The sequence below is a fragment of the Aerosakkonema sp. BLCC-F183 genome, from assembly GCF_041929145.1.
Classification (GTDB): domain Bacteria; phylum Cyanobacteriota; class Cyanobacteriia; order Cyanobacteriales; family Aerosakkonemataceae; genus Aerosakkonema.
In genome coordinates this window covers 1-22306 of record NZ_JBHFNU010000016.1, presented here as the reverse complement: position 1 = coordinate 22306, position 22306 = coordinate 1, and the positions used below count along the sequence as shown (strand labels likewise).

General features: G+C 44.8%; 17 protein-coding genes and 1 pseudogene. 6 read left to right on the top strand and 12 right to left on the bottom strand.

From position 1 onward, the window contains the following. The first annotated feature begins 47 nt into the window (after nt 1-47). On the top strand, nt 48-629 hold the full coding sequence (locus ACE1CD_RS03150) for a DUF6272 family protein (protein ID WP_374821539.1): 582 nt from the start codon (nt 48-50) through the stop codon (nt 627-629). A 40-nt stretch (nt 630-669) separates the two neighbouring features. Then, a complete protein-coding gene (locus ACE1CD_RS03145; protein WP_374821536.1) occupies nt 670-1014 on the top strand; it encodes a hypothetical protein in 345 nt (114 codons plus the stop codon). 306 nt (nt 1015-1320) lie between these two features. Here ACE1CD_RS03145 and ACE1CD_RS03140 read toward each other — a convergent pair whose 3' ends face one another. Then, nucleotides 1321-2583, bottom strand: a complete 1263-nt coding sequence (locus ACE1CD_RS03140) for an OFA family MFS transporter (protein WP_374790521.1) — start codon at nt 2581-2583, stop codon at nt 1321-1323. A 456-nt stretch (nt 2584-3039) separates the two neighbouring features. Here ACE1CD_RS03140 and ACE1CD_RS03135 point away from each other — a divergent pair, with 456 nt between their 5' ends. Further along, nucleotides 3040-4458, top strand: a complete 1419-nt coding sequence (locus ACE1CD_RS03135) for a hypothetical protein (RefSeq protein ID WP_374790519.1) — start codon at nt 3040-3042, stop codon at nt 4456-4458. Between the two features lie 196 nt (nt 4459-4654). On the opposite strand, the gene ACE1CD_RS03130 is transcribed toward ACE1CD_RS03135, so the two are convergent. The 5 genes and pseudogenes from ACE1CD_RS03130 to gshB form a co-directional block, all read right to left on the bottom strand. Further along, the gene (locus tag ACE1CD_RS03130) at nt 4655-6640 is read right to left on the bottom strand and encodes a methyl-accepting chemotaxis protein (RefSeq protein ID WP_374821533.1); all 1986 of its coding nucleotides are present in this window, start codon (nt 6638-6640) and stop codon (nt 4655-4657) included. A gap of 460 nt (nt 6641-7100) precedes the next feature. Continuing rightward, on the bottom strand, nt 7101-8228 hold the full coding sequence (locus ACE1CD_RS03125; protein ID WP_374821530.1) for a Gfo/Idh/MocA family protein: 1128 nt from the start codon (nt 8226-8228) through the stop codon (nt 7101-7103). A gap of 55 nt (nt 8229-8283) precedes the next feature. Next, complete coding sequence (locus ACE1CD_RS03120; RefSeq protein WP_374821832.1) at nt 8284-8586, bottom strand: DUF4870 domain-containing protein; 303 nt, start codon at nt 8584-8586, stop codon at nt 8284-8286. A gap of 22 nt (nt 8587-8608) precedes the next feature. Beyond that, nucleotides 8609-8701, bottom strand: a pseudogene (locus tag ACE1CD_RS03115) (DUF4870 domain-containing protein); the annotation flags it as partial. A 79-nt stretch (nt 8702-8780) separates the two neighbouring features. Then, nucleotides 8781-9770, bottom strand: a complete 990-nt coding sequence (gene gshB / locus ACE1CD_RS03110; RefSeq protein ID WP_374790511.1) for a glutathione synthase — start codon at nt 9768-9770, stop codon at nt 8781-8783. On the opposite strand from gshB, the gene ACE1CD_RS03105 reads away from it, so the two are divergent. Then, complete coding sequence (locus tag ACE1CD_RS03105) at nt 9751-9885, top strand: hypothetical protein (RefSeq protein ID WP_374821527.1); 135 nt, start codon at nt 9751-9753, stop codon at nt 9883-9885. The genes gshB and ACE1CD_RS03105 overlap by 20 nt on opposite strands. A 10-nt stretch (nt 9886-9895) precedes the next feature. On the opposite strand, the gene grxC is transcribed toward ACE1CD_RS03105, so the two are convergent. Together grxC and ACE1CD_RS03095 are read right to left on the bottom strand one after the other, a co-directional pair. Continuing rightward, entirely contained in the window at nt 9896-10153 is a 258-nt protein-coding gene (gene grxC / locus ACE1CD_RS03100) for a glutaredoxin 3 (RefSeq protein WP_374790509.1), read from the bottom strand. Nucleotides 10154-10352: 199 nt separating this feature from the next. Then, the gene (locus ACE1CD_RS03095; protein WP_374790507.1) at nt 10353-11174 is read right to left on the bottom strand and encodes an XDD4 family exosortase-dependent surface protein; all 822 of its coding nucleotides are present in this window, start codon (nt 11172-11174) and stop codon (nt 10353-10355) included. A gap of 559 nt (nt 11175-11733) precedes the next feature. On the opposite strand from ACE1CD_RS03095, the gene ACE1CD_RS03090 reads away from it, so the two are divergent. Beyond that, complete coding sequence (locus ACE1CD_RS03090; RefSeq protein ID WP_374821525.1) at nt 11734-11868, top strand: hypothetical protein; 135 nt, start codon at nt 11734-11736, stop codon at nt 11866-11868. A 284-nt stretch (nt 11869-12152) separates the two neighbouring features. On the opposite strand, the gene ACE1CD_RS03085 is transcribed toward ACE1CD_RS03090, so the two are convergent. Then, nucleotides 12153-12944, bottom strand: a complete 792-nt coding sequence (locus ACE1CD_RS03085) for a cistern family PEP-CTERM protein (protein WP_374790503.1) — start codon at nt 12942-12944, stop codon at nt 12153-12155. Nucleotides 12945-14968: 2024 nt separating this feature from the next. Here ACE1CD_RS03085 and ACE1CD_RS03080 point away from each other — a divergent pair. After that, entirely contained in the window at nt 14969-19141 is a 4173-nt protein-coding gene (locus ACE1CD_RS03080) for a multicopper oxidase domain-containing protein (protein ID WP_374821522.1), read from the top strand. 120 nt (nt 19142-19261) lie between these two features. On the opposite strand, the gene hflX is transcribed toward ACE1CD_RS03080, so the two are convergent. The 3 genes from hflX to ACE1CD_RS03065 form a co-directional block, all read right to left on the bottom strand. Next, nucleotides 19262-20929 (bottom strand): GTPase HflX, encoded by a 1668-nt coding sequence (hflX, locus tag ACE1CD_RS03075; protein ID WP_374821519.1) that lies wholly within the window; start codon nt 20927-20929, stop codon nt 19262-19264. 125 nt (nt 20930-21054) lie between these two features. Further along, on the bottom strand, nt 21055-21507 hold the full coding sequence (locus ACE1CD_RS03070; RefSeq protein WP_374821516.1) for a tetratricopeptide repeat protein: 453 nt from the start codon (nt 21505-21507) through the stop codon (nt 21055-21057). Between the two features lie 468 nt (nt 21508-21975). Beyond that, the coding region (locus tag ACE1CD_RS03065; protein ID WP_374790495.1) for a tetratricopeptide repeat protein at nt 21976-22306 on the bottom strand (331 nt) is incomplete at its 5' end.

The window sequence follows — 22306 nt, the reverse complement described above, 5'->3', positions numbered from 1 at the left end:
TTTGTTAATTTTTACAACAGCCAAAACTAACATTATCCCAAATGCCTATGTCTCAGATAATTGGAAATTTCATAGAAGAGGTATTGGATGATAGTAAAATATTTATGATGGAATTTTTTATGCACGCTATACCCATGACAAAGCGCAAGCAAACAAGATATTTATCTATGGCTTTTATGGCTGAATATTTAGCAAATTTTTTTACATTTAAAGAAGAAAATGAATTTCTTTTTAAGCAGGAAATACAAATTAAAAGTGCTGCTAATTACATTGCTAATGAATTATTGGAAAACTCCCTAAAATATAATTACGAATTAGGCAAATATCCCCTTAGATTTGCGATTTATTTGCTCGAACGCAATTTGGTATTTGTCACCAAAAATTGCGTCAATAAAAAAACTTTAGATAAGTTGAATAATTTTATTAATGAACTGATCGATTCTGATGTTAGTGAGTTATATTTTCGTCAATTGGAAAAAGGGGCTGAGGAGAATAGTGAGGAATCCCAGTTAGGTTTCTTGAGCATCCTTAATGATTATGAGGCTAAATTGGGCTGGAAATTTGAAACAGTTAGTAAAGAACCTGAAATTACTAGCGTTACTACAATGGTGCAGTTAGCAACCAACTGATGGTAGATTATTTAAACGATAAATAGCAGGCTGGAAGAGAATGGAAGTTACAACTGATGACTACAAGGTATGGTACGAGCCAGAAACGGCAACAGTGAATTTTCAGGGTTTGTTGCGGGAAGGGACAATCGCTGACTACAAAGCGATAGAGCAGTTACTCAATGAGGCGCTGGCGCTAGAACTGCCGACGATGACAATAAACCTACTAGCTCTAGAATTTATAGACAGTTCGGCAACGAGTGTATTGTCGAGATTTGTGATTGGAATTCGCAAGAAAAAATCAATTGGCTTAGTAGTTAAAGCCTCGAAGCTAATCCCCTGGCAGGAAAAATTTTTGGATAACTGGAAAAAATTGCTACCTAATTTGACCCCGCAATGGGAATAGTAAATAAAGTGTATATTGGTTGGCTAAATCGGATCGCGTTTTCTTCTGTCGGGCGCGAAGTGTCACTAGGAAAAAAGTGCGATCGCACTCGCTTTTTTGGTCAAGTCCTATAAATTTATCTTTACATATATAGCTAGGGACTAGGGGAAGAAGTCTTTAGAATCAATGGTTTCAGGAATTCAGAATGCCTTAACCGCCGATTCGGTTGCTATATCAGTAAAATCGCATTTATTTTCGATTGCTTCTTAGCAGGAATCTAGACTAACCGTCCTATAGAACGCGGTTAGTCTAAATTCCAGTAACTAATCAATTGTTAGCTTTGGCTGGTTCGATTTTGTAACTCCTGTAATGGAGATTAAATTGTGCGATCGCAATCCCAACTACAGCTAATATGGCAGTTGGATAGAAAGCGTAAGTGTAGCTGCCAAACAAGTCTCTGATTTGTCCTGCTGCCAAGTTGCCTAATAAAGCTCCTACGCCATAAGCTGTAAAGACTAGGCCATAATTTTTAGCGTAATTTTCTGGGTTGAATAGACTCAGAGTAGTAGTAGGTGCAATCGCCAACCAGCCGCCCAGACATAGCCAAAACAAAGCAAATGCTATAATATAAGTCACGGCTTGGCCTTCTCTGGCATGGAGCATCAAAATGGAAGCAATTAAAATCAAGACATAGGAAATTATCGCCGCTCCTTTTGGTTGCAATCGATCGGTTAGCCAACCAAATAAAGGTCTTCCTACGCCATTAAACAGCGCAAATAAAGAGACAGCAAACGCGGCAGTATTAGCATCTAGTTTGATAATTTCTTGAGCGACAGAACTGGAAATTCCAATGGCTGATAAACCGACAAAAGTACCGATCGTATAGCAAATCCAAAGAGTGTAGAATGCGGTCGATCGCCACAGATTTTCTCGCTCTAATTCCCATCCGTCTTTCCTTGTTGCTGGCGGCGTCCAGCCTTTTGGCGTCCAGCCTTTTGGCGGTAACTTCAGATTGGTTGAAATCGCTAAAATTATCACTGTAAAGGTAAGTCCCAGGATAATAAAAGTAGTCAGCACTCCGTAAGCTGCGATCGCGCTTTTTGCCAATGGTGCAGTGACTACAGGAGAAAGTCCAAATCCAATCACTGTCAATCCTACCGCTAATCCTTTCTTGTCAGGAAACCATTTCGCTGCAACTGCGATCGGCACTCCATAAGCGATCCCAACACCCGCTCCCGCTATCCCTCCATAAGTAATAGTTAATGCCGTCAGCGAAGAAGCAAAACCAGACAGAATGTAACCAATTCCCATTACGATTCCGCCGAACGCCGCAATTTTACTTACCTCAACTTTATCGATGTAAAATCCCGCTACTGGCATTAATAACGAGTACAGCACTAACAAAACCATAAAAGGTAACAAACTCTGGGTGGCGCTGATACTAAATAATTCCTCTAACGGTTGGCGAAATATACTCCAGGAATAAACGGCACCAAGGCACAACAGAAGCAGCAATCCCAACAGAACAAAAATCCATCTACCTTTTTCTGCTGGCAGCCCAAACACTCGCAGCGATTGAACACTATCCATAAGACTGCCTTCTTAATTCTTCTTCCTTACTTTTACCTCTTCCTAATGGTATACATCTTAAATAGTTATAAATATTTAACAATTTAATTTTAGCAATAATTGAAAATTCAACTTTACCTATTTTAGTGTTTTATTTTACCAAAATTAACAATATCAGCAGTTCATCACAATTAAAGTCAAGTTTAGATGAACCGAAAAAATATATAAATTTGCCGCAAAAAGCCACCAAAAATATTTTTTTACTTTAATCTTGTAGGTTTTAGCGGCATAAAAACTTGAATGATTTTTAAGTAAACTTGAAAGTTATCAAAGCCTGAGTCCGTATTTTGCGATCGCCACGGAAAGCGATTAACGCTTTGGCCATCTCACAGCAAATCATACTTTCGACAGAGGCATCCGATATTGTGTATAGTAAATCTTCGGTAAGAACAGTCGGATTAAAACTGAGTATCGGTTATGAGTTTCCAAGTTATCAGGCAAGCCAAACATCTACTGCTCAGCGGACTGATTGCCAGCCTCGGACTGTGGACAGTACCGGCGCAAGCACAAGTTTCCGATGCCAAAGTGAATGCAGTGCTGGAAGCTTTGCGCCAAGCCGCACCACCCAACCGTCCCAATGATGGGATGTACAGCCAGTGGCAAGTTTTACCGGGCATCATTCCCAGCTGGACAAAACAATGTGTCGGACGGGAACTCACCCCCGCTCAATTTGATTCTGATGTAAGCGCCGCACGCAACACCGTTGCCTGCATCGTGCGACGGGAACTAGACAAGCAGTTTCGCGCTACCAACAACAACGAAACCGCATCTGTACGCAACGTGGCGTGCTGGTGGATGACTGGCAACGCCGGAGGTTGTGGTAGCGGTGCAACTGCTACTTACGCGCAAAGAGTTGTCGGTTTTTATCAACAATCAGCACCAGGAACTAACCCGCCAGCGCAACGCCCATCTTCTCATCGGCGTTCGTCGGCAAACACTCAAACTCAAAACGCTAGGCAGTCATCTTCATCCATTGCCTTACTTTCCGATAACCAAGTAGCGGCAATGGTGGAAGCTTTGCGGTTAGCTGCACCCCGCACTTCTACCGCCAATGATGGACTTTACAGCCAATGGCAAATCAAACCAGAAATTATCCCCAGTTGGTCTAAACAATGTATCGGACAGGAACTCACTCCGCAACAATTCGACTCTGACTCAACGGCGGCGCGAACGATCGTATCCTGTATCATACAAAGAGAGTTAAACAGCCAATTTAGCGCTGCTAACCAAAATGAAACCACCGCCGTCCGCCGTACTGCTTGTTGGTGGATGAGTGGCAAACCTACAGGATGCGACAGTGGCGCAATTGGTGCGTATGTTGAGAAAGTTGTCGGTTTCTACCAGCAGCAGGCACGCGGTTCTAGCGCTTCCGAACAGCGATCGTCGATCGCTGCACCATCTAATTTATCTCCAGCTAGTTCATCATCAAATGTAGAAGTTTCGGATACCCAAGTAGCAGCAATGGTGGAAGCGCTGCGCGTCGCTGTAGCTGGCAAAGTCAAACCTAACGATGGACTTTACAGCGCATGGCAAGTAACGCCCGGTATTATTCCCAGCTGGACAAAACAATGTGTCGGACGGGAACTGACACCTGCACAATTTGACGCCGATGCAACTGCGGCACGCAATACGGTAGCCTGTATTATGCGACGCGAACTCAACAGGCAGTTTCGCGCCATCGGTAACGATGAGTCATTAGTTGTGCAACGTGTCGCTGCTTGGTGGTTGACTGGCGACGCCAATCTTTACAACAGCGAAAGAGCCGCCGACTACAGTCAGAGAATTCTGGGTTTATACCAACAGCAACGCTCTACTAATTTAAGCAGCCAGCCCTAATGGTTTTGGAGGGTGCGTTAGCGCAGTGTAACGCATCCTGAATCTGCAATTTTGTGTTGTTTTGTCATTAGTTTTGTACGGTATATAGCAACCGACGATACCAAATCCGGGTCTGCTACTTTCTTTTTCAGCCGTAATGTTTTTCTCCCACTCCCTCCACCTTGAAATAATGAGAATAATCGCAGCGCATTTGGGATTAGGACGCCACTGAACTAGAGATAATTCCCCGCAATACTTGAGCGGTATCATCCAATTTGTCAAGCACTTGATTAGTTTGTTGTAAGGATGCCACAGTTTGCTGAGACGCTTGACTTAACTTCGATATCGCCACACTAATTTGCTGCGCCCCCTCAAATTGTGCTTCCACAGTTTGACTGACTTGTTCAAATTCGGGTGTCAGACTCTGCACTTGCTCGATCGCCTGCGTAATTTGCTGGCTGATGCGACCCACCAGTTCGACGTGATATCCGACCTGATGGCTGAACTTATCCATTTCCATCACCCCTTTGTAAACAGAAGATTGGATCTCTTTGACTACTTCTTCAATTTCTTGAGAAGCGGTAGCAGAGTTATCTGCCAATCGTCGCACTTCTCTGGCTACCACCGCAAAACCCGCTCCGGACTCTCCAGCTTTTTCCGCTTCAATGGCGGCGTTGAGGGAGATTAAATTAGTTTTATATGCTACTTCCGAAATGCGGTTGACGGCGCTATTGATGTTATTGGCTTTTTCATTCATCACCCGCAGTCGAGCGGAAATCACGTTGGTCGCTGAAGCTAAATCGCCCATCGCGTCGGCCATTTCTCGGAGGCTTTTTTGAGAACTACTGGTTACTTGTGCAGTCGTCGTTGCTTTTTGGGTAACATTTTCCATTGTCTTGACTAATTGCCCGGAAGTTTTGGCAATAGCACGGGCGGTGGTATTCACTTGATTGACAAATGCAGCTTGCTGCACAACGGTTGCTTCTAACTGCTTGCCAGCCGCAGCAATTTGCGTGGTGGATAAGGTATTTTCGATCGCCACTTGCTTGGCCTGGTCAATTACCGAAGCGAGCTGTTGTTCGCGAACCTTAACAGTTTGAGCCATCTGAGTAAAGACTTGCGCCAACTGTCCCAATTCATCAGTTCGATGTACTTTAATCATCGTGTCAAGATTTCCTTGCGTGATTGCCTTTGCTGCTTCGTTCAACTCCTGAATGGGCTGCATCAGCCACCGAGACAAGATGTAAGAGACAAGCAATCCGAAGATTAAAGTTACGGTTGCGATCGCAACTGCCCGCGCTAGCTGTTGTTGAATTGTTTTTTGGACAGACTCAAGGGGCAAGTAGATCAGTGTGGCACCAAGAGACTGTCGATCGGAATCGCTTAGCGGTGTTGCAACTCTGAGATATTTTCCTTGCCGTTCGCTCTGAGAAAGCTTTTGCCTCATGGCTCGTTCGATCAGTGCGCGATCGGCTTCATTGAGACTCTGGCTATTCTCCAATCCTGTAACTGTGCCAGCAGCTACAACGTTGAGCCGATCGTCAACCACCCAAATTCCATGTACGCTATTTTTGTCCAGCACTCGATCGATCAAGTTCTGGAAGCCTAACTCTTGGCGGAGACGATCGAACAGTGCCCCATTACTGCCAACCTGCACAATTCGCGGTTTGTCAATCCCTACCACTCCCACATATTTGAAAATATTGCGATCGATTTCCCGCCGACGTGCTTCCTGAATCACCAATGTTTTTTCGCCTGTCAGCAAAGGCCAGAATAAAGATGCCTGGGGTTGTTTTTTCGGGTCTGGACTAAAGGTGAAATCAACGTCTAAATTTCTGAGATAGGAATGCCCTTTTTCATCTGTAATCCAAAACTCATCCACAATGCTGGCATCTGTAATCGCTTTCAGGTGGGCATTGATAGCTTGTGGAGATAGCCCAGCCCTTTCCGCAATGCTAACTAGGTGAGCCGCAATTACAGCTTGACCAACCATCTGATCTGCGATCGATTCTTCCACCCGATCGGGAATATCTTTGGTAAACTGAGCGCTGAGTGCAAACAACTTGGCAATCCGAATGCCATCTGCGTTTGTTTTTTCTAGCAATGCCTCACGAGCTGTCCAGGTCATAATTGTAACAGTCGGAAGCAATGTCGCTGCGATCGCAGAAATTACAGTCAGCACAATTTGTCTGCGAAGTCCCATGCTCAGTCAACTCCTTTACCAGTTCAAGATATAGACAGTAACTATGTGGTGCTGTCCTTTGCGGAATGAAAGATAGCCAACTAGCCAAACTGTGGCGACAATTTCCAGTACGAACACCTATTCTCGACTATGTGAGTAGATTTCGCTTTTATATAGCGAAAGCACGAAGGTCGTACAAAGGCGAAATCTGAGCAAGGTAGGGGTAGCATATTTTGAGGAAAGCATTGTTGGAGAGACTCTCAACAGACAGTTTACAGTCGATGCGGACACAACAGGAGTTTTTTTATACTTCCTAACTATCAGGTCACAATGGCTCTTCCGTACATAATGTGATGCGATCGGTAAAGCTAATCCTTTATCCAAATCCTTGCTGCCTAAGCATTTCCATTCCCGATGCCTCTTGCCCAATGCCCAAAAAAACCCGTTTTCCACACGAAAAGTACGGCAGAACCACTTAATTTTAGATGAGAAAATTTTCTAACTCAGGTATTTCTACCCATTTGCCCAACTCATTGGATTGGTGGCTTAAATCCATCAATAACTGGGAATAAACTCCTTCGCGCAAAGAAGGCGTTACCGCTGCACCAGCATCAATACCTTGCAGCCAACGATCGACTACTCTCATAAAAGGAGCTATTCTTCCATCTGTGTAATTTTTAGGAAAATCTAACCTATGGGGGATTTCTATTTCTGTTAAATTCTTTCCTGCTGGAGAAGCCCAAAGGCGAAAGCCATGCACGTAATCTTTTTGGTTATCGCTACCCAAGATTAATGTACCGCGATCGCCATACACTTCCACCCAATGTCCCCTACCTTGATAAGTCACGGAACTAATGCAAATCTGACACGGCGTACCATCTGCTAATTCCAGCATCAGCATACAGGTATCGTCTGCATCTACCTGCTTCATTTCACCCGTAGCCAGATCGGGTCGAGCGGGAATAGATGTACTCAACTTAGCAGACAACCGTCGCACAGGGCCAAATAACCAACTGATGTAATCAAAAGCGTGGGAAGCTACTGCTCCTAGTGCGCCGCCGCCTCGGTCTTTACGAGCGTACCAATTCCAAGGACGGGTAGCATCGGCGCGACTGGAAACTAACCAATCTATTTTAATTAAACGTTTCTGTCCGACATAATTTTCTGAGAGCATTTCGGCAAAGCGCATCCACGCGGGTACGAAGCGAAATTCAAAATCCATAACTGCGATCGCACCTGTTTTATTCGCCAAATCATATAATTCTCTCGCTTCATATGCCGATAATGTTGTCGGTTTTTCTAATAACAAATGCTTCCCAGCTTGCAACACAGTCTTTGCCATTTCATAATGCAGAAATGGCGGGGTAGAAATACTGACAGCTTGCACTTCTGGCAGTGCCACAATATCTTCAACTGTGCAGCAAGCGTGTGGAATATTTTGACCTGATGCAATTTCTTTTGCCTTCTGCAAATCTCGATGATAAACTGCCACAATTTCAGTCCTTGGATGTTCTTGCAATCCTGGAATATGGACTTTTTGACCGAAACCAGTTCCTACTACGGCTACTCCAACAGTGTTTTTTTCTAAGTATTTTGTCATCAATGTCATTCCAGGTTATTGTCGTCAGTTTTCAGAGATGAAGATTAGGCAAATCCAATATTTTTTATTTGATTAATCGAATTGTAAATGGATAACGATAAGCATATCCACCCTTCGCTTTTACTGCGGCAAGAATGACTACAATTAGCTGAAATATGCCTATGATTGCCAGTAAACCAATTAGCCCTATTCCAATTACACCTCCTGCTAGGAGCAGCAATCCCCCATCGTTACTTGCTGCAACTCCCGCAACGATAAAGTAAATCACGGCTATAAATACCAACACAATAGTTGCGATAAAGCCGTAGATAGTCATGGAAATTTGGAAGTTGAGAGTATTCTTTTCCCTGGTCATTAATAAAAGGATCTGCTTCTTTTTTGGTCACCCAAAATATGAGTGGCCCCACAATATTGGCAAAAGGTATAGGTAAGCCGATAATTGCTAACGGTATCCACGCCAGGGAAGCAAGATGACACCACATTGCCCACATTTGAGCTTGTCGATCGTCACTATTTCCGGTCATGGCGGTTTCTCCTGTCGGAAGTTAACGTTAATTTGTCTCAATTTGAGATGACTTTTGAGTTGCGACGACTTTCTTCTGCTACCCATTCGATCGTCTGATAACCTAAACGAGTACCGGAGAGTCGATCGATCTCCCTTACACCTGTAGGACTGGTGACGTTAACTTCGGTCAGGTAGCCACCAATCACATCAATACCAACAAAAATTAAGCCATCTCGTTGCAGCGTGGGTGCCAGTTGGGTGCAGATTTCTCGTTCGCGATCGGTAATTTCTGTTACCTCTACTCTACCGCCAACTGCCATGTTACCGCGAAATTCCTTACCGGTGGGAACCCGATTGACTGCACCGATGGGAATGCCGTTAAGCAGGATAATGCGTTTGTCTCCCTCTTTGGCGGCTGGCAAATAAGTTTGCACCATCACCGGAATTCTACCTTGGAGGGTACTGAGTTCGACGAGCGAGTTAAAATTGCGATCGCTCGGTTCCAAAAACAAAATTCCTTCCCCAGCTTTATTGCCCAAAGGCTTCAGAATTGCCGATCCTTTCTCTTCCACAAATTTGCGGATCGTCTCTTTATCCGGACTGACAATAGTTTCTGGAATTGCCCCCGCAAACTGCAAAGCATACATTTTTTCATTAGCAGCTCGCAGTCCTCTCGGCGCATTAATTACCAGAGTTTTGGCTGGGTCGATGTAATCGAGAATGTACGTAGCGTAAAGATAAGGTATAGTTACCGGCGGATCGGTTCGCATAAACACCGCATCCATCGATTCTAAGGGTTGGAAAGTGCGATCGCCCACTTCGTACCAAGGCTGCTGCACTACCCACCGCCCCTCCACCAGTTCCACTGGGATGAGATGCACCCGTTCTAAAATCGCCCAAGCCTTACCACTCACCACACTCAGATGACTGGCTTCCGTTATCCAAACCTCATGACCCATCTGCTGGGCAGCTTCCATCAGTGCCACGCTAGTATCGTGACCCGGGTCGAGCCTGGAGATGGGGTCAATGATAAATGCAAATTTCATGCTGTTGTTTAGTTGTCAGTTGTCAGTTGTCAGTTGTCAGTTGTCAGTTGTCAGTCGTCAGTCGTTAGTCGTCAGTTGTCAAGAGAAATTGCCTATTGACGAAACTGATGACTAATAACTAATGACTATTGCAGCAGAGGATCGAGTTTGCCTGCTGCATCCAGTGCGTGGATATCATCGCAGCCGCCGATATGCTCGTTATTAATAAAAATCTGGGGTACAGAACGGCGACCGTTGGCCCGTTGAGCCATTTTAGCCCGCGCTTGCTCATCCCCATCAATAACGTATTCGGTAAACTCAACCCCCTTCTTGTTCAGCAAAGCCTTAGCACGGATGCAGAAGGGGCAACTTCTCCAGGTATAGATTTCTACGTTAGCAGCCATAACATCCTCAAATGTTAAGCAGTATTACTTTAACTTAATCTAGTCTACTTTCGATCGGCGACTGACATCACCCAAGGCCAGCATGAGGGAATGGCATTGCAAATAAAAAGCTTCTCACTTTATAAGATGTGAGAAGCTTTTTTTAAAGTACCTTTCTCTCTACAGGAGAGAACACTTGTTCAACTGGCGTTGGCTAGTACTATTGATTTTCGTTCCGTTTTTTGCCAAGACCCAGAGCTGCAAGACCGGTTAGCAAGAGTGCGCCCACTGTACCAGGTTCGGGTACGCTCTTAACACCTGGTTGCTCAACTGGCGGTTTAACTGGCGGTTCAACTGGCGGTTCAACTGGCGGTGCATTTCCCACCAAGCTAGGCTCGTTCAGAGCTGTGCCGTACTGGAAGCGAACGTTGCCAATCTTGGTTACATCAAAGTCAGAGGGCAGACCTGCTAAAACGAAAGTAGCAGCACCTTTCACAAAAGTCCCACCTTCGATAGCTGGATTCGCATTGTCGTAAGCAGCATTGCTGACGATACCGTAATCCATTTGCGATCCGCCACCACCTTGGAAAATATTCAAGCCAGCAGTACCTATACCGTAGTCTTGGCTTATGGCAGTGATGCTACCATTGGGCAATTTCCATTCATCAAGAGACCCTGCAAGATTGACATTAGTCCTACCGTCGCTTAGGACTGGAGCTGTAGCGGAGAACAAGGATAAGCCAGACAACGGAGTGCCATTGTAGTCCCAGAAAAGTGCGGTCAGCACATCAGAAGGTACTGAGGCACCTGGCCCCGTGTTAGTCAGGGTAATTGTCAGTTTTCCTGGATTTAGAGCGTCATCAAAAACAGCTGATGCTCCCAGAGCATCAAACGATCCGCGTGTTGCGTATGTATTGGTTCCTGTACCTGTAAATGTAAGCGATGCTGCATCTGCTCTAGAGATTTGTCCTGCTGCAATTAGAGCTAATGTAGATACACCAAATGTGAAACACTTTAGTGTTGAGTTTGTATATCGGAACATCTTACTTCTCCCTTTTATTTTGGTATTGTTGGACGATGACAAGCCTGGAGTAAGGATTCAACAAAATTGTGCCTAAGCCAGAGCCTTAAGCTGTTTATGACTATGAGCTTGTCTTATTTTTCACAGAGGGAGGAACCCCTCGCTTAAGTGTATGGAACTATAAAGGCTGGCTTTTTTAGAAGTTTCTTAGTGCTTTATCTACCACCAGTTTTAGTCTATACCTCGGTTTTAGTAGCTGTCCAGATCGAAATGCCAAGCTTATCGATCTCTTTATCTAACGGACAGGTTGATAAAGCTTATGTGTAATCAAACTCATCATTTATAGGTTAGTTAGAGGCCAAGAGGGTATATTTGCGAATTAGATTATTTCGCAACATTTGAATTTTGCGGTATTCTACTGAAGTAAATTAGTCTCGATTAATTATCAGCCTTATTAGTAAGTATTATTATCAAATTAACCCGAAAATAAATTCAGTATTAGTACGGCATACTAGGGATGAAAATAGTTTAAAAAGCTTTGTTTGAGTATTTACCGTAAAAAAACACCGTGGAGAATGAGTTGGACGATTTTATTAGACACGGTGTTAAAGTCCCAGTAGGCGATCGCCTTGCTGTAGGGGATGCTTCGCTCTCCCTCACACAAGCTAAGCTCATCCGCGCTGCGGGAGCGAAGGCGGATGCACTTGCCGGATAAAAAAACCGATCGAACCCTTTAACGACTCGATCGGATCTCCTGGATAACAGCATCGGAAATCATAAATTGTTAAATGCTGGTGTCAAGTGTGGCGAACCAGAGAAATGTTGCCTATCTCCCCAATAAGATGGGCAACAAAAGCACCCTTTTACTTGAGCGGGGGAGCGGGGGAGCGGGGGAGCAAGTATTTTTCTCTCTTTTCTTTCCCTCTTCCCTCTCTCTCTTCCCTACGCCCTAATCCCTAACCCCTAACCCCAATTAACTTTGTTGGACAGCGATCGCCTTTATGTCTGAGGTACAGCTTTGTTACGTTTGCGTAGTGCAAGACCGCTGAGGGCAACTAAACCTAAAGCTGCTGTTGTCGTAGGCTCCGGGATCTTTCTGGGGCCATAATTGATATCGCCACGACCCGTGCCGCTATTGCCTAGAGGGGTACCGCTAATGCTTTGGTAGCGTACACCAAAGTTAGCCAGCGCAATCTTGTCGATATTACCGTTGACAGCTAAGGTAGCAGTAAACGTACCAGTCTGGAGTTGAGAAGTTGCAGGGTTATTGTCAACACCGCCGTTGCTGCCTCCCTGACAGCTGTTCCCATCGGTAAAGCATACGTCAATAGCACCAAACTGATTCGGGAATGAGCCGCTGTTGTCCTTATCGAACAGCCCTGTAGAGCGCGTGTTGCCGCTACCGCTAGGACTTCCGACTCCAACCAAGGCCAGTTTATCCGAGTACATAGCCTCGTAAACATTAAAACCCAAAGCAGAAGTTCTGGAGGTGATACCGTTGCTGGAGTTATTGGTTAAGCTGATGTCAAATTTAGCTTCTGTTTTGCTACCGACAGCGGTAAACCCTTTAAATGTAAAGGTTGCTTGCGAGCTGAGCCCGGTGACGTTTTTCGTAGCAACGTTACCGTCAAAGTCAACTATAAAAGACTGATTGATATCATTCAAGCCAAATTCAACCCAATCGCTGTTGACACTAAAAGCTGAAGCGGAAGGGGCTATAGCCAGGGAAGCGATTTCTGCTGCTGCCACGGCAGAGAGCGCGATTGCTAGTTTGGGAAGGTGCTTAAACATCTTATTGTACCGAAATAGTTTGAACTTGGGGATAGCTTTAGGATGTAATGGATTTAGTTTTTCGGAGATGTGACTTGTCACGATAGATTTGTGTTCTTAGTCACAGGGGGATTAACCCTTCGCTCAACTGCTTGGAACTGATGCTTTGCGCTTCTTGTTCGCAAGCGCAGTTCTGACCGAACCTTTATAAGTTTTACTCTATACAAAGTTTCAAGGCTATGTCCAGTCAAAGGCTCCAGCTTCTTCATATCTTCATATAATCTGTCTGCTTGATTAAGCTTCTGTGTGCGCCTGACCTTTTTGCACAACCTTTTTTAAAAAAGTGACTCTAACTCAGGGATAGGCTTTTATACGTAGCCAAAGTGTAATCCCAAACGATTTACTACGTATTATTGCTATCTAAAAGTTGAACTATGTTAAGCTATTTATGGGTTGAGCTATAATTTTTAGATTTGTTATTAAATAAATCTAAGTATAAATACTTAAAGTTTATATTTTGCCGCCAGAAGATTATCTATGATTCTTTTTCGCGTCTGCCCATCTGTGGCCCATCTGTGGCCCATCTATAACCTCATACATATTCTTTGAGGTAGAAAGGTATCAAATCAAAGGTTTGGCGGAATTAAAAACCTGCTAACCCACGAAAGCGATCGCTATTACTCCTCAATCTAACTTTTCACTCTCCCTGCCTGCTGTCATTAACACAAAACTATACAAATCTGGATCTATCTATAGAGTTATTTTTATGGTATATATTTGGAGAAGACTGCTTTATATGAAGAAAACTTTGACCGAAAAAAAGGGGTGTCAAGCCTCCTATTTCAATGGGAATCATCAAAAAATTTTCCGAATTTCAAGCTCCGCCCGCTCATTGTGGAGCCAATCCAACATCCAAAATTCTTGCATCGGGTGACTTGTGCTTTATTTTGAACGCCGTCTACCTTAAAGGCTTTCTAAAGCTGAAAGTATTTGTGATTAATTTTAAGTTTCCATAGGATCGCTAGCATTATCAGTTATTTGATGTATTATTTGTGATTTAAATGATAAATTAGTCATAAATATTGCTGTTTATCTTGAATTTAGGCGAGAGTTTTTTTTATTAGCAAGCTCGACTTTACTCAGTTTAAGCTTTTGTATAGAGGGAGTCTTCAAGTTGAAGAAATCAAATCTAGTATGTTGGGAAACACTGTTAAGTTTAATTTCTTCAGGCTCATCCATATATAGTACGCTATAGCTTTAAGAAAAACGAAAAAGTATGGCCTAGAAGCTAGAAAAATCAAGAAACATTAAAATAAGGGTATTTAACGCGGATTAGAACCAAATTCTCAGATCGATCGCAAGATGCTAGCCGCTCTTTTATTCAAATCAGAAAATCTTTGTCTGCGGTCAGTCAATCGGAGAGAGGCTTAATCTATGTCTATTTCTACGGCTGAGTTTGCTTTTTAAGCAAACTGTATTGTACTTTGTGGAAAAAGCGATAATTTTTAACTTTTTCTTAACTTTACAAAGAGATTGCTCTCAAAGATTCCTGATTTTGATAAAAGCCAGTACAAAAAGAGCAAAAGGGGTAGAAAAAAGTTGAATAAGGGAAAATTTACAACTAAATTAACAATAGAGGGCAAAATTTATAACTAAATTAACAATAGATTACATCTGTTAAAACATTCAACCGATCGCTACCTAGATGTTACCGCTCGGTTATATTCAAACGGTGGTTTAATTCGTTACAACAGTCATAATCCCCTTTACGAAAAGCTTCTGTTGTGCCACAATCGAATGGCACTAAGTTAAGAGGATTTTCTTGGGATTAGGCACAAGGAATAAATAGTAGCAAAATAGACAACCGGATCGGAATTGCTATCCCTTATGCCTCGACAAGGAGTGATTTTTCTGCTTATCTTGGTGCTACTGATGGCAAATCGATCGGACTGCTAAGATCGGGCTTGATGTAAAGAAAATATTACAGATAGCAACAAAAAGACAACAATCTTAATTTCTAACTGTGGTTAGGAGGTAGGTAAATCATGACTTCACAAGCACTGAAAGACGCTTATATTATTGGCTCGCAGAACTTTCAGAATTGGAGTCCTGGGTACGATACATCAGGTTATTTAAAGGTTTTACCGCATCCAGATCAAAAAGTTGTCTATAAAGATCCTTTTAAAGATTGGCAGGAAGGTCGTGCGGGCAACTATTATTCCAGTTGGGGGCCACAAAAAGAATTAAATATCACCCTGCGACTGGAAGATCTGGCCCAGGTTAAAATCGATGGATTTGGAACTGTTAAATCGGGAGATGGGATAATTCCCTGGCTCAACAACGAGAAAACACCCTACGATCGTTTTAGAGGCTATAACGGGACAATACCCGGCCCGATGATCATTACGGAGCCAGGTGACACACTTAACATCAGGCTGGAAAATTACTTAGAGGATTCAGCACTAGGAAAGGAAATAACAACGAACTTGCATACCCACGGGCTGCACGTTTCGCCTGTAGGGGATGGAGATAACGTTCTGATATCGGTGAAACCAGGAGAAAGCTGGCCTGTCAGTATTAAGATTCCCGACAACCATTTTATCGGATTGGACTGGTATCACCCGCACCTGCATGGCAACACAAACGAAAAAGTTGCCTCCGGATTAGGCGGTAATTTGCTAATTGCACCTCCTGCCGACCTGCCAGACCTAGCGAAATGGAACCCAAAAGAAAGACCCATGTACTTTATGGCGCTTCAGACTTTTGGAATCCAGCAAGTCGATCGCGTAGGTAGCGCCAACGATCCTTTAAACCAAGACCCCACAAAGGTAGTTCCTGCGGGTACGCCACTAGAAGTTTTAGGAAACGAAAACGGCGAAAATATTTACGAACGATCGGACGCCTCTTTCATGGGTTACAATGCCAAACCTGCGGAAGGGAATTACGATCCCAAACAGCCGACAGGCGGAGCACCTCCCTTATTTCCATATGGCGGCGGGCCGTTAGGAGAACCTGTCGAGAATATAATTCACACAGTTAACGGTCAATACAATCCCACCCTCGATATTCAGACTGGTGCATGGAATCTGTTTACTTTTGCCAACATGGACAGCAATGCTTTCCACGTTATTCAATTAGTCAGAGATGACGGGCAAAATCTGATTACTCAGCCAATGATCTTGGTGGCGATTGATGGGGATTCTTCTGGAGTAGTAGCTGATAACAGAAGAGAACTAACAGAACTGCCAATCTTAAGTTCTGGCCAAAGATTATCTATACAAACCTGGTTCGAGCAACCGGGAAAATATTACTTCTTGTCGAACGCCACAGAAGAAATAATGGGGGATAATGCCCCATCACTTACTAAAGATAAGGGTTTCCAAGACGGTCACTTAATTTGGGGATCGCAAGTATTGGCAACCGTTGAAGTGGGGGGGAATCCGACGCCCAGGGGTGCTTTTCCGGAAATATATGACACCTTAGAAGAGCAAGCCCAGGAAATAGACGAACGGGTTGCAGCAGCGCGAAATGGTGAGTTCGATCGCCCCCGTACATTTACTTGGTCAGCTAATGCCGGCGGGGCGCTCGACTATTTAATCTCACAAGGTAAGATACCACCTGTTCTCAAGGATACGGAAGTAGATACATTCGAGGGAACTTATGGCATTAACGGGGAGTTTTTTGCCACCACATTCGCTAATAGCCAAGTTCCGCTCGCGATGCCAATGGTCGGAGCGACGGAAGTATGGACGATCGAAAATATATCTGGCTTAAGCGATTCGTATCTTAAAGAGAAGGGTTTAGACCTTCCATTACGAGAATGGCACCCCTTCCACATTCACCAAAATGACTTTACAGTTCTGGAAATCAACGGTATCCCTGTCAGTGAAATCAAAAATGCTTACCTCGATGGCGTATTGAGCGATACGGTTCTCATACCTCCCACCTACGATCCGAACACTCCACCCACTCCAGAAAACCCCTACGGTACACCAGCATTTAATGGCGAGCCATCAGAAGTCAAAGTCCTGATGAAGTTCGAGGACTTCCCCGGTACTTACGTAAATCACTGTCACATCCTCTTCCATGAAGATGCCGGAATGATGGCACCTGTACGGGTAGTTCTGAATACGAAAGACACCTGGTTAGGTTTAGCCGCTGACGGTAACTCTACTGGACAAGTAAAGCTACATCGGGCAAACGATCCGCTTCAAAGTATCGATTTGATGCCCTACGGGGACACTTTCAAAGGAGGGGTTGAACTCGCGATTGGCGATGTCAATTTCAAACAAGAAACTGGCAACGAGTACGTCACAGATAACATCACAGATGTCATCACCGTACAATCTAGTTTGGTTGGCGGTGAGACTAAGTTTACCGTTAAAGTATTTGATGGCAAAAAGCTGATCGAACAGCAAGAGAAAGGCATTCAGAAATTTAACGGTGACGACTCACAACTGCTTCTCGGTAAGTTAACTCCTTTCCAAAACGTGGCTATTGGCGCTAATACAAAGACATCCTTGGCAATAGGCGATGTCGATGGCGACGGTCACGCCGATATCATCGTAGGCGCTGCTGGGGATGGCAATCCTGTAATTGAAGTTTACAGCGGTCTGGATTACCATCTGATGACTCGGATTAACCCATTTAGCTCCGAAACAAACTTCGGTGGCACAATCAACCTCGCTGTTGGCGATATCGATGGAAATAACTTTGACGACATTATTGTCGGTCAAGGTCAGGGCGGACGAGGGTTAGTAGAAATTTACAGCGGTCTGGCCATCAATCAAATGGGTAACCTGGATGGCCAACAGACCGCAGCAGAAACAAAACTCTTATCCGAAACTTTCCAGCCTTACGGCGATTACAATGGCGAGATTAAGGTGACATCCGGCTACGTACTCCAGCGACCAGATGTTCCCAATGAAGAGAACGTGCAAACCTATCACGCCAATATCACGACAATGGCGGTAGGTAATGTCCCTCAAGGTCACGAGGCAATCAAAATATTTACTCTGGTTGGAGGAGAAGGTCACGGCGAAGAGAGTGGCGGAATGCAAGCTGCACAAGGCCATCAGAGTGCCGAGGGAGGTGAAACTCAAGCCGCAGAAGGTGAGGAAATGGGTATACCCGCAGTCCTGCGTATGGACAAAGAGTTTACCCCTGATGGCAATATTCAAGAAATCTCTGGCACCTTTGCTGATATTGCTGGGTTATCTAGGGGTGAACCGGTCATATTTGCTCTGGGCGCTTCCGGTCAACCTGAATTAATTCGCCTCCAGGAAAAGAATATCGCTCAATCCCTGAATAGCTCATCCAATTTCCGTCTGGAAACTACTGGCGATGACGTGATTTATGGGGATACCGGTTTTAACAACTTAATGGGCGATCGGGGTAACGACTCCGTATACGGTCTCTCCTCGGATGACGAGATCAACGGCAACCAGGGTAAAGATATGCTCTTTGGTGGTAGGGGCGACGATTTAGTGCGCGGCGGTAAGGATAACGACGAGATCAACGGCAACCAGGAGAAGGATGTATGTTACGGTGACCTGGGCGACGATATGGTACACGGAGGTAAGGATAACGACCAGGTTTTTGGCAATGAAGGCCAGGATGTCCTTTACGGCGATGTGGGCGACGATTTAGTACGCGGCGGTAAGGGTAATGACCTGATTTTTGGTAATGAAGGCCAAGATACGTGCTACGGGGATCTAGGCAACGATACCGTGCGCGGCGGTAAGGGTAATGACTGGGTTTACGGGAATGACGGTCAGGATGTCCTTTACGGGGATCTAGGCGACGATACCGTGCGCGGCGGTAAGGGTAATGACTGGGTTTACGGGAATGACGGTCAGGATGTTCTTTACGGGGATCTGGGCGACGATAGTCTTTATGGAGGGAAACAAAACGATACTGTAATTGGGGGGGCTGGCGATGATTTGCTCAGCGGCGATCTCGGCAACGACCTTCTGATCGGTGAAAATGGGAAGGATCGCTTTGTTTTAGCTGTGGGCACCGGCACTGACACCATCCAAGACTTCAAAAAAGGTGAAGATTTGATGGTTTTAACTAAGGGTCTGACTTTTGAGCAGCTCAGCATTACCCAAGGCACAGGCGCGGCTTTAATTGGCATTACAGGCAGCAATGAGGTCTTGGCTTCTCTGACTGGTATTCAAGCTAGTGCGATCGCATCTACAGATTTCGTTTTAGGTTAGCCGCAATGGTAAAGGTGAAAGGTTTTCGATCGAAAGCCTTTCCCTAACAGCCTAATTATCAAAAAAAGGGAGAGGAATTTTTGATTTCCTTTCCCTTTTCCTTTTTTCTTTTACCCTTTATCAACGGGAAATTGCGTATTCAACGAGTTGAGCCATTCTTTGTCGCAAGGTTTCCAAACCTAAACGATCGCACGCGGAAATAAACACCGCTTGGGGATACTCTTCTTGCGCCAGCGCCAATGTATCGCTATCCACGCGATCGATCTTGTTAAATGCAATCAAAGCGGGGCCAGGAGTTACTGGCATATCCGATAAAATTGCCATAACCGATCGAATCTGACTTTGCCATGCGGGATGAGAAAGATCCACCACATGAAGCAAGGCGTCAGCTTCCGTGACTTCTTCTAAGGTGGCGCGGAAGGCATCCATCAATGCGGGAGGTAATTCGTGAATGAACCCTACTGTGTCGGTGACGACTATTGGTAGGGGTTCCCCGCTACTGCTAGGAACGATCAAGCGTCGTGTGGTGGGGTCAAGGGTAGCGAATAGTTGGTCGGCTGTATAAACTTCGGCATTTGTCAATACATTTAATAATGTAGATTTGCCTGCGTTGGTATATCCAACTAAAGCGATCGATGGTACTTCTTTGTGCTGACGGTTTTGTCGCAAACGCGATCGATGTGCTTGCAGTTGGTTCACTTCTTGCTGCAATCTGGCGATACGCCGCCCAATAGCGCGACGTTCTGTTTCCAGTTTAGTTTCACCCGGCCCTCTAGTACCGATACCGCCGCCTAACCGAGACATGGCTTGACCTCTCCCAGTCAGTCGCGGTAGCATATATTCTAACTGGGCTAGTTCGACTTGCAGTTTCCCAGCACCGGATTGAGCGCGTTGGGCAAAGATATCTAGAATTACTTCGGTGCGATCGACTACTCGAATACCGATTTGAGTTTCCAAGTTGCGAACTTGCGCGGGTGAAAGGTCGCGATCGAATACGATTAAATTTGCTCCCAATGTTTGGGCGGTGAGAGCTATTTCTTGCACTTTTCCTTCACCGACGACTGTTTGAGGATGCAAACGCGGTCGCTTTTGGTATAAGCTTTGCAATACTTCTCCCCCGGCGGTATCCACCAAACGCGCCAACTCGTTGAGCGTGTTTTGGAATTCTTCCTGGGTCATCCGATCGGTCATCACGCCTACTAGCAGGACGCGATCGCGATCCAATTCTACTTGCTGTGCGACAAATTCCCGCTCGAACTCAGCTTCCAGACTGTTCACCAGTTCCAGAAAATCTTGCTTGCACAGCACTTCCAAACTCATCGGCGACGATACAGTCCAAGCATTTTGGGGATGCAAAACTTCCCCAGAACCATCTTCCGTCGGGACAGTATTGGGGATAAGATGTGCGAGATAGCTTTCTTTGACGTAGCCAAAAGCTCCCCCGCCGCGCCGTTCAAAACCCGATCCGCTTACTGTTAAAATAACCAAAGCGTCTAAACGTTGAATTGCCATTGCAGTTAAAGCGACTTCGTTCGGGATTTCCGATTTGAGTTGGGTCGCAATGCAGCGAATACCGCTCAATCGTTCTGCACCGTAACGGGGTAGTTCCAAGGGTGGAATTTGTGTTTGTCGGGGAGTCCCCACACCTACACGAATCACCTGTCCCCGACGGTTGAGGTAAGCGCACACCGGTTGGTTGATGTCGGTGCTGATGTCACCCAAGCGCTCGGCAAATTCAGGCGTAGTGATGCGATCGCCCGGTAAGCGCTGATGGTACAGCTTCTGCAACTGCTTTATCTCACTGGATTTTAAACCTTGAAGGTTGCCGTAAATCGTTTCGATAATAGTTTAGTTCCTTAAATTGTCTAGAGATTGTTTACTCGTCCATTTTAACTAATAGTACGGAAGTGCTTCTACTCTGTGGGAGAGATCTGGATCGATCTCTTTTTCCTTAAAGGTCTGACGAGCTGACGCAGTATTTTCCTGCACCGAGACTCTTCTTTTCCCAATGCCTTGTTGTAGCTATGATATGCTTCGTCGTGGCGTCCCAAGTGAGATAATGCAGCACCTCGAAAAGTCCAAGCTTCTTTGTCTTCTGGTAGAATTTCTATAGCTTTGTTACAGCTATATAGAGCTTCTTCATAACGTTTTAGATGAATTAGCACAACGCCTCGGAAAACCCAAGCCGCACGGTAATCGGGTTGCATTTCTATTGCTTTATCGAAGCTGGCGAGTGCTTCTTCATAGCGACCTAAGTTAGCCAGCGTTTCGCCTTGTTTGTACCAAAGATTATGGTTTTCGGACCGAGCGCCCTGGTTTTTATCGCTATTAGCATTAGCCTTCTCGTAGCGGTCTAAGCTAGTCATAAGAGTTTTCCACTGCAAAGGTGGCTTAAGAATCTATTGAATTGATTTTACTAGAGAGGCGATCGCATCTAGCGCGATCGCACCCGGTTTCGTCAGCACCTGACTGCGGTAGATATTACCTGACAGTAGCAGCTATTGCTGTTGCTTGGCGTGGGTGAGTGTTATTTGGCTAATTTTCTGCCTAATGGCGTTTGAGGTAAAACTTTTCCAGTTTGAGGAATGGCAAGATTCATCGGGTTGTCTGCGACCTTAATAGATAGATGCTCCAATCCAATTTTACCTAAGTCTGGACAGGACGATCGCACCTAACACCCCTAAAGATTTTGGATTTTGGATGAGAGGATTTTGGATTGGCTGGGGAATACTCGGACAAAGCTCGATATTCGGAGAAATTTCTTGATGATTACCATTGAAATAGTATGCTTTAACCGACTTCTTTCGGCCAAATAATCTAGGATAAACCTGATGCTAAAGGTTTTGAATTAATTGATGAAAACGCTTATCGTCACGAATGCGATCGAAGTTGGAATCGGTTTTTGCATCTTCTCGCCATTCTGGATTTAGATCGATCGCTTTTTGCAAATTTTCAATTGACTTATTAACATCACCTTGCAAAGCATAACAGATAGCTTTATTGTACCAGGCTTGGTATGGTTCCGGTTTAATAGCTAAAGCGCGAGCGTAAGAAGCGATCGCCTCTTCATAGCGTCCTAAATTAGCTAGCGCAACTCCCCGATTGTTCCAGGCTAAATCAAAATCTGGTTTAATAGCTAAAGCGCGAGCGTAAGAAGCGATCGCC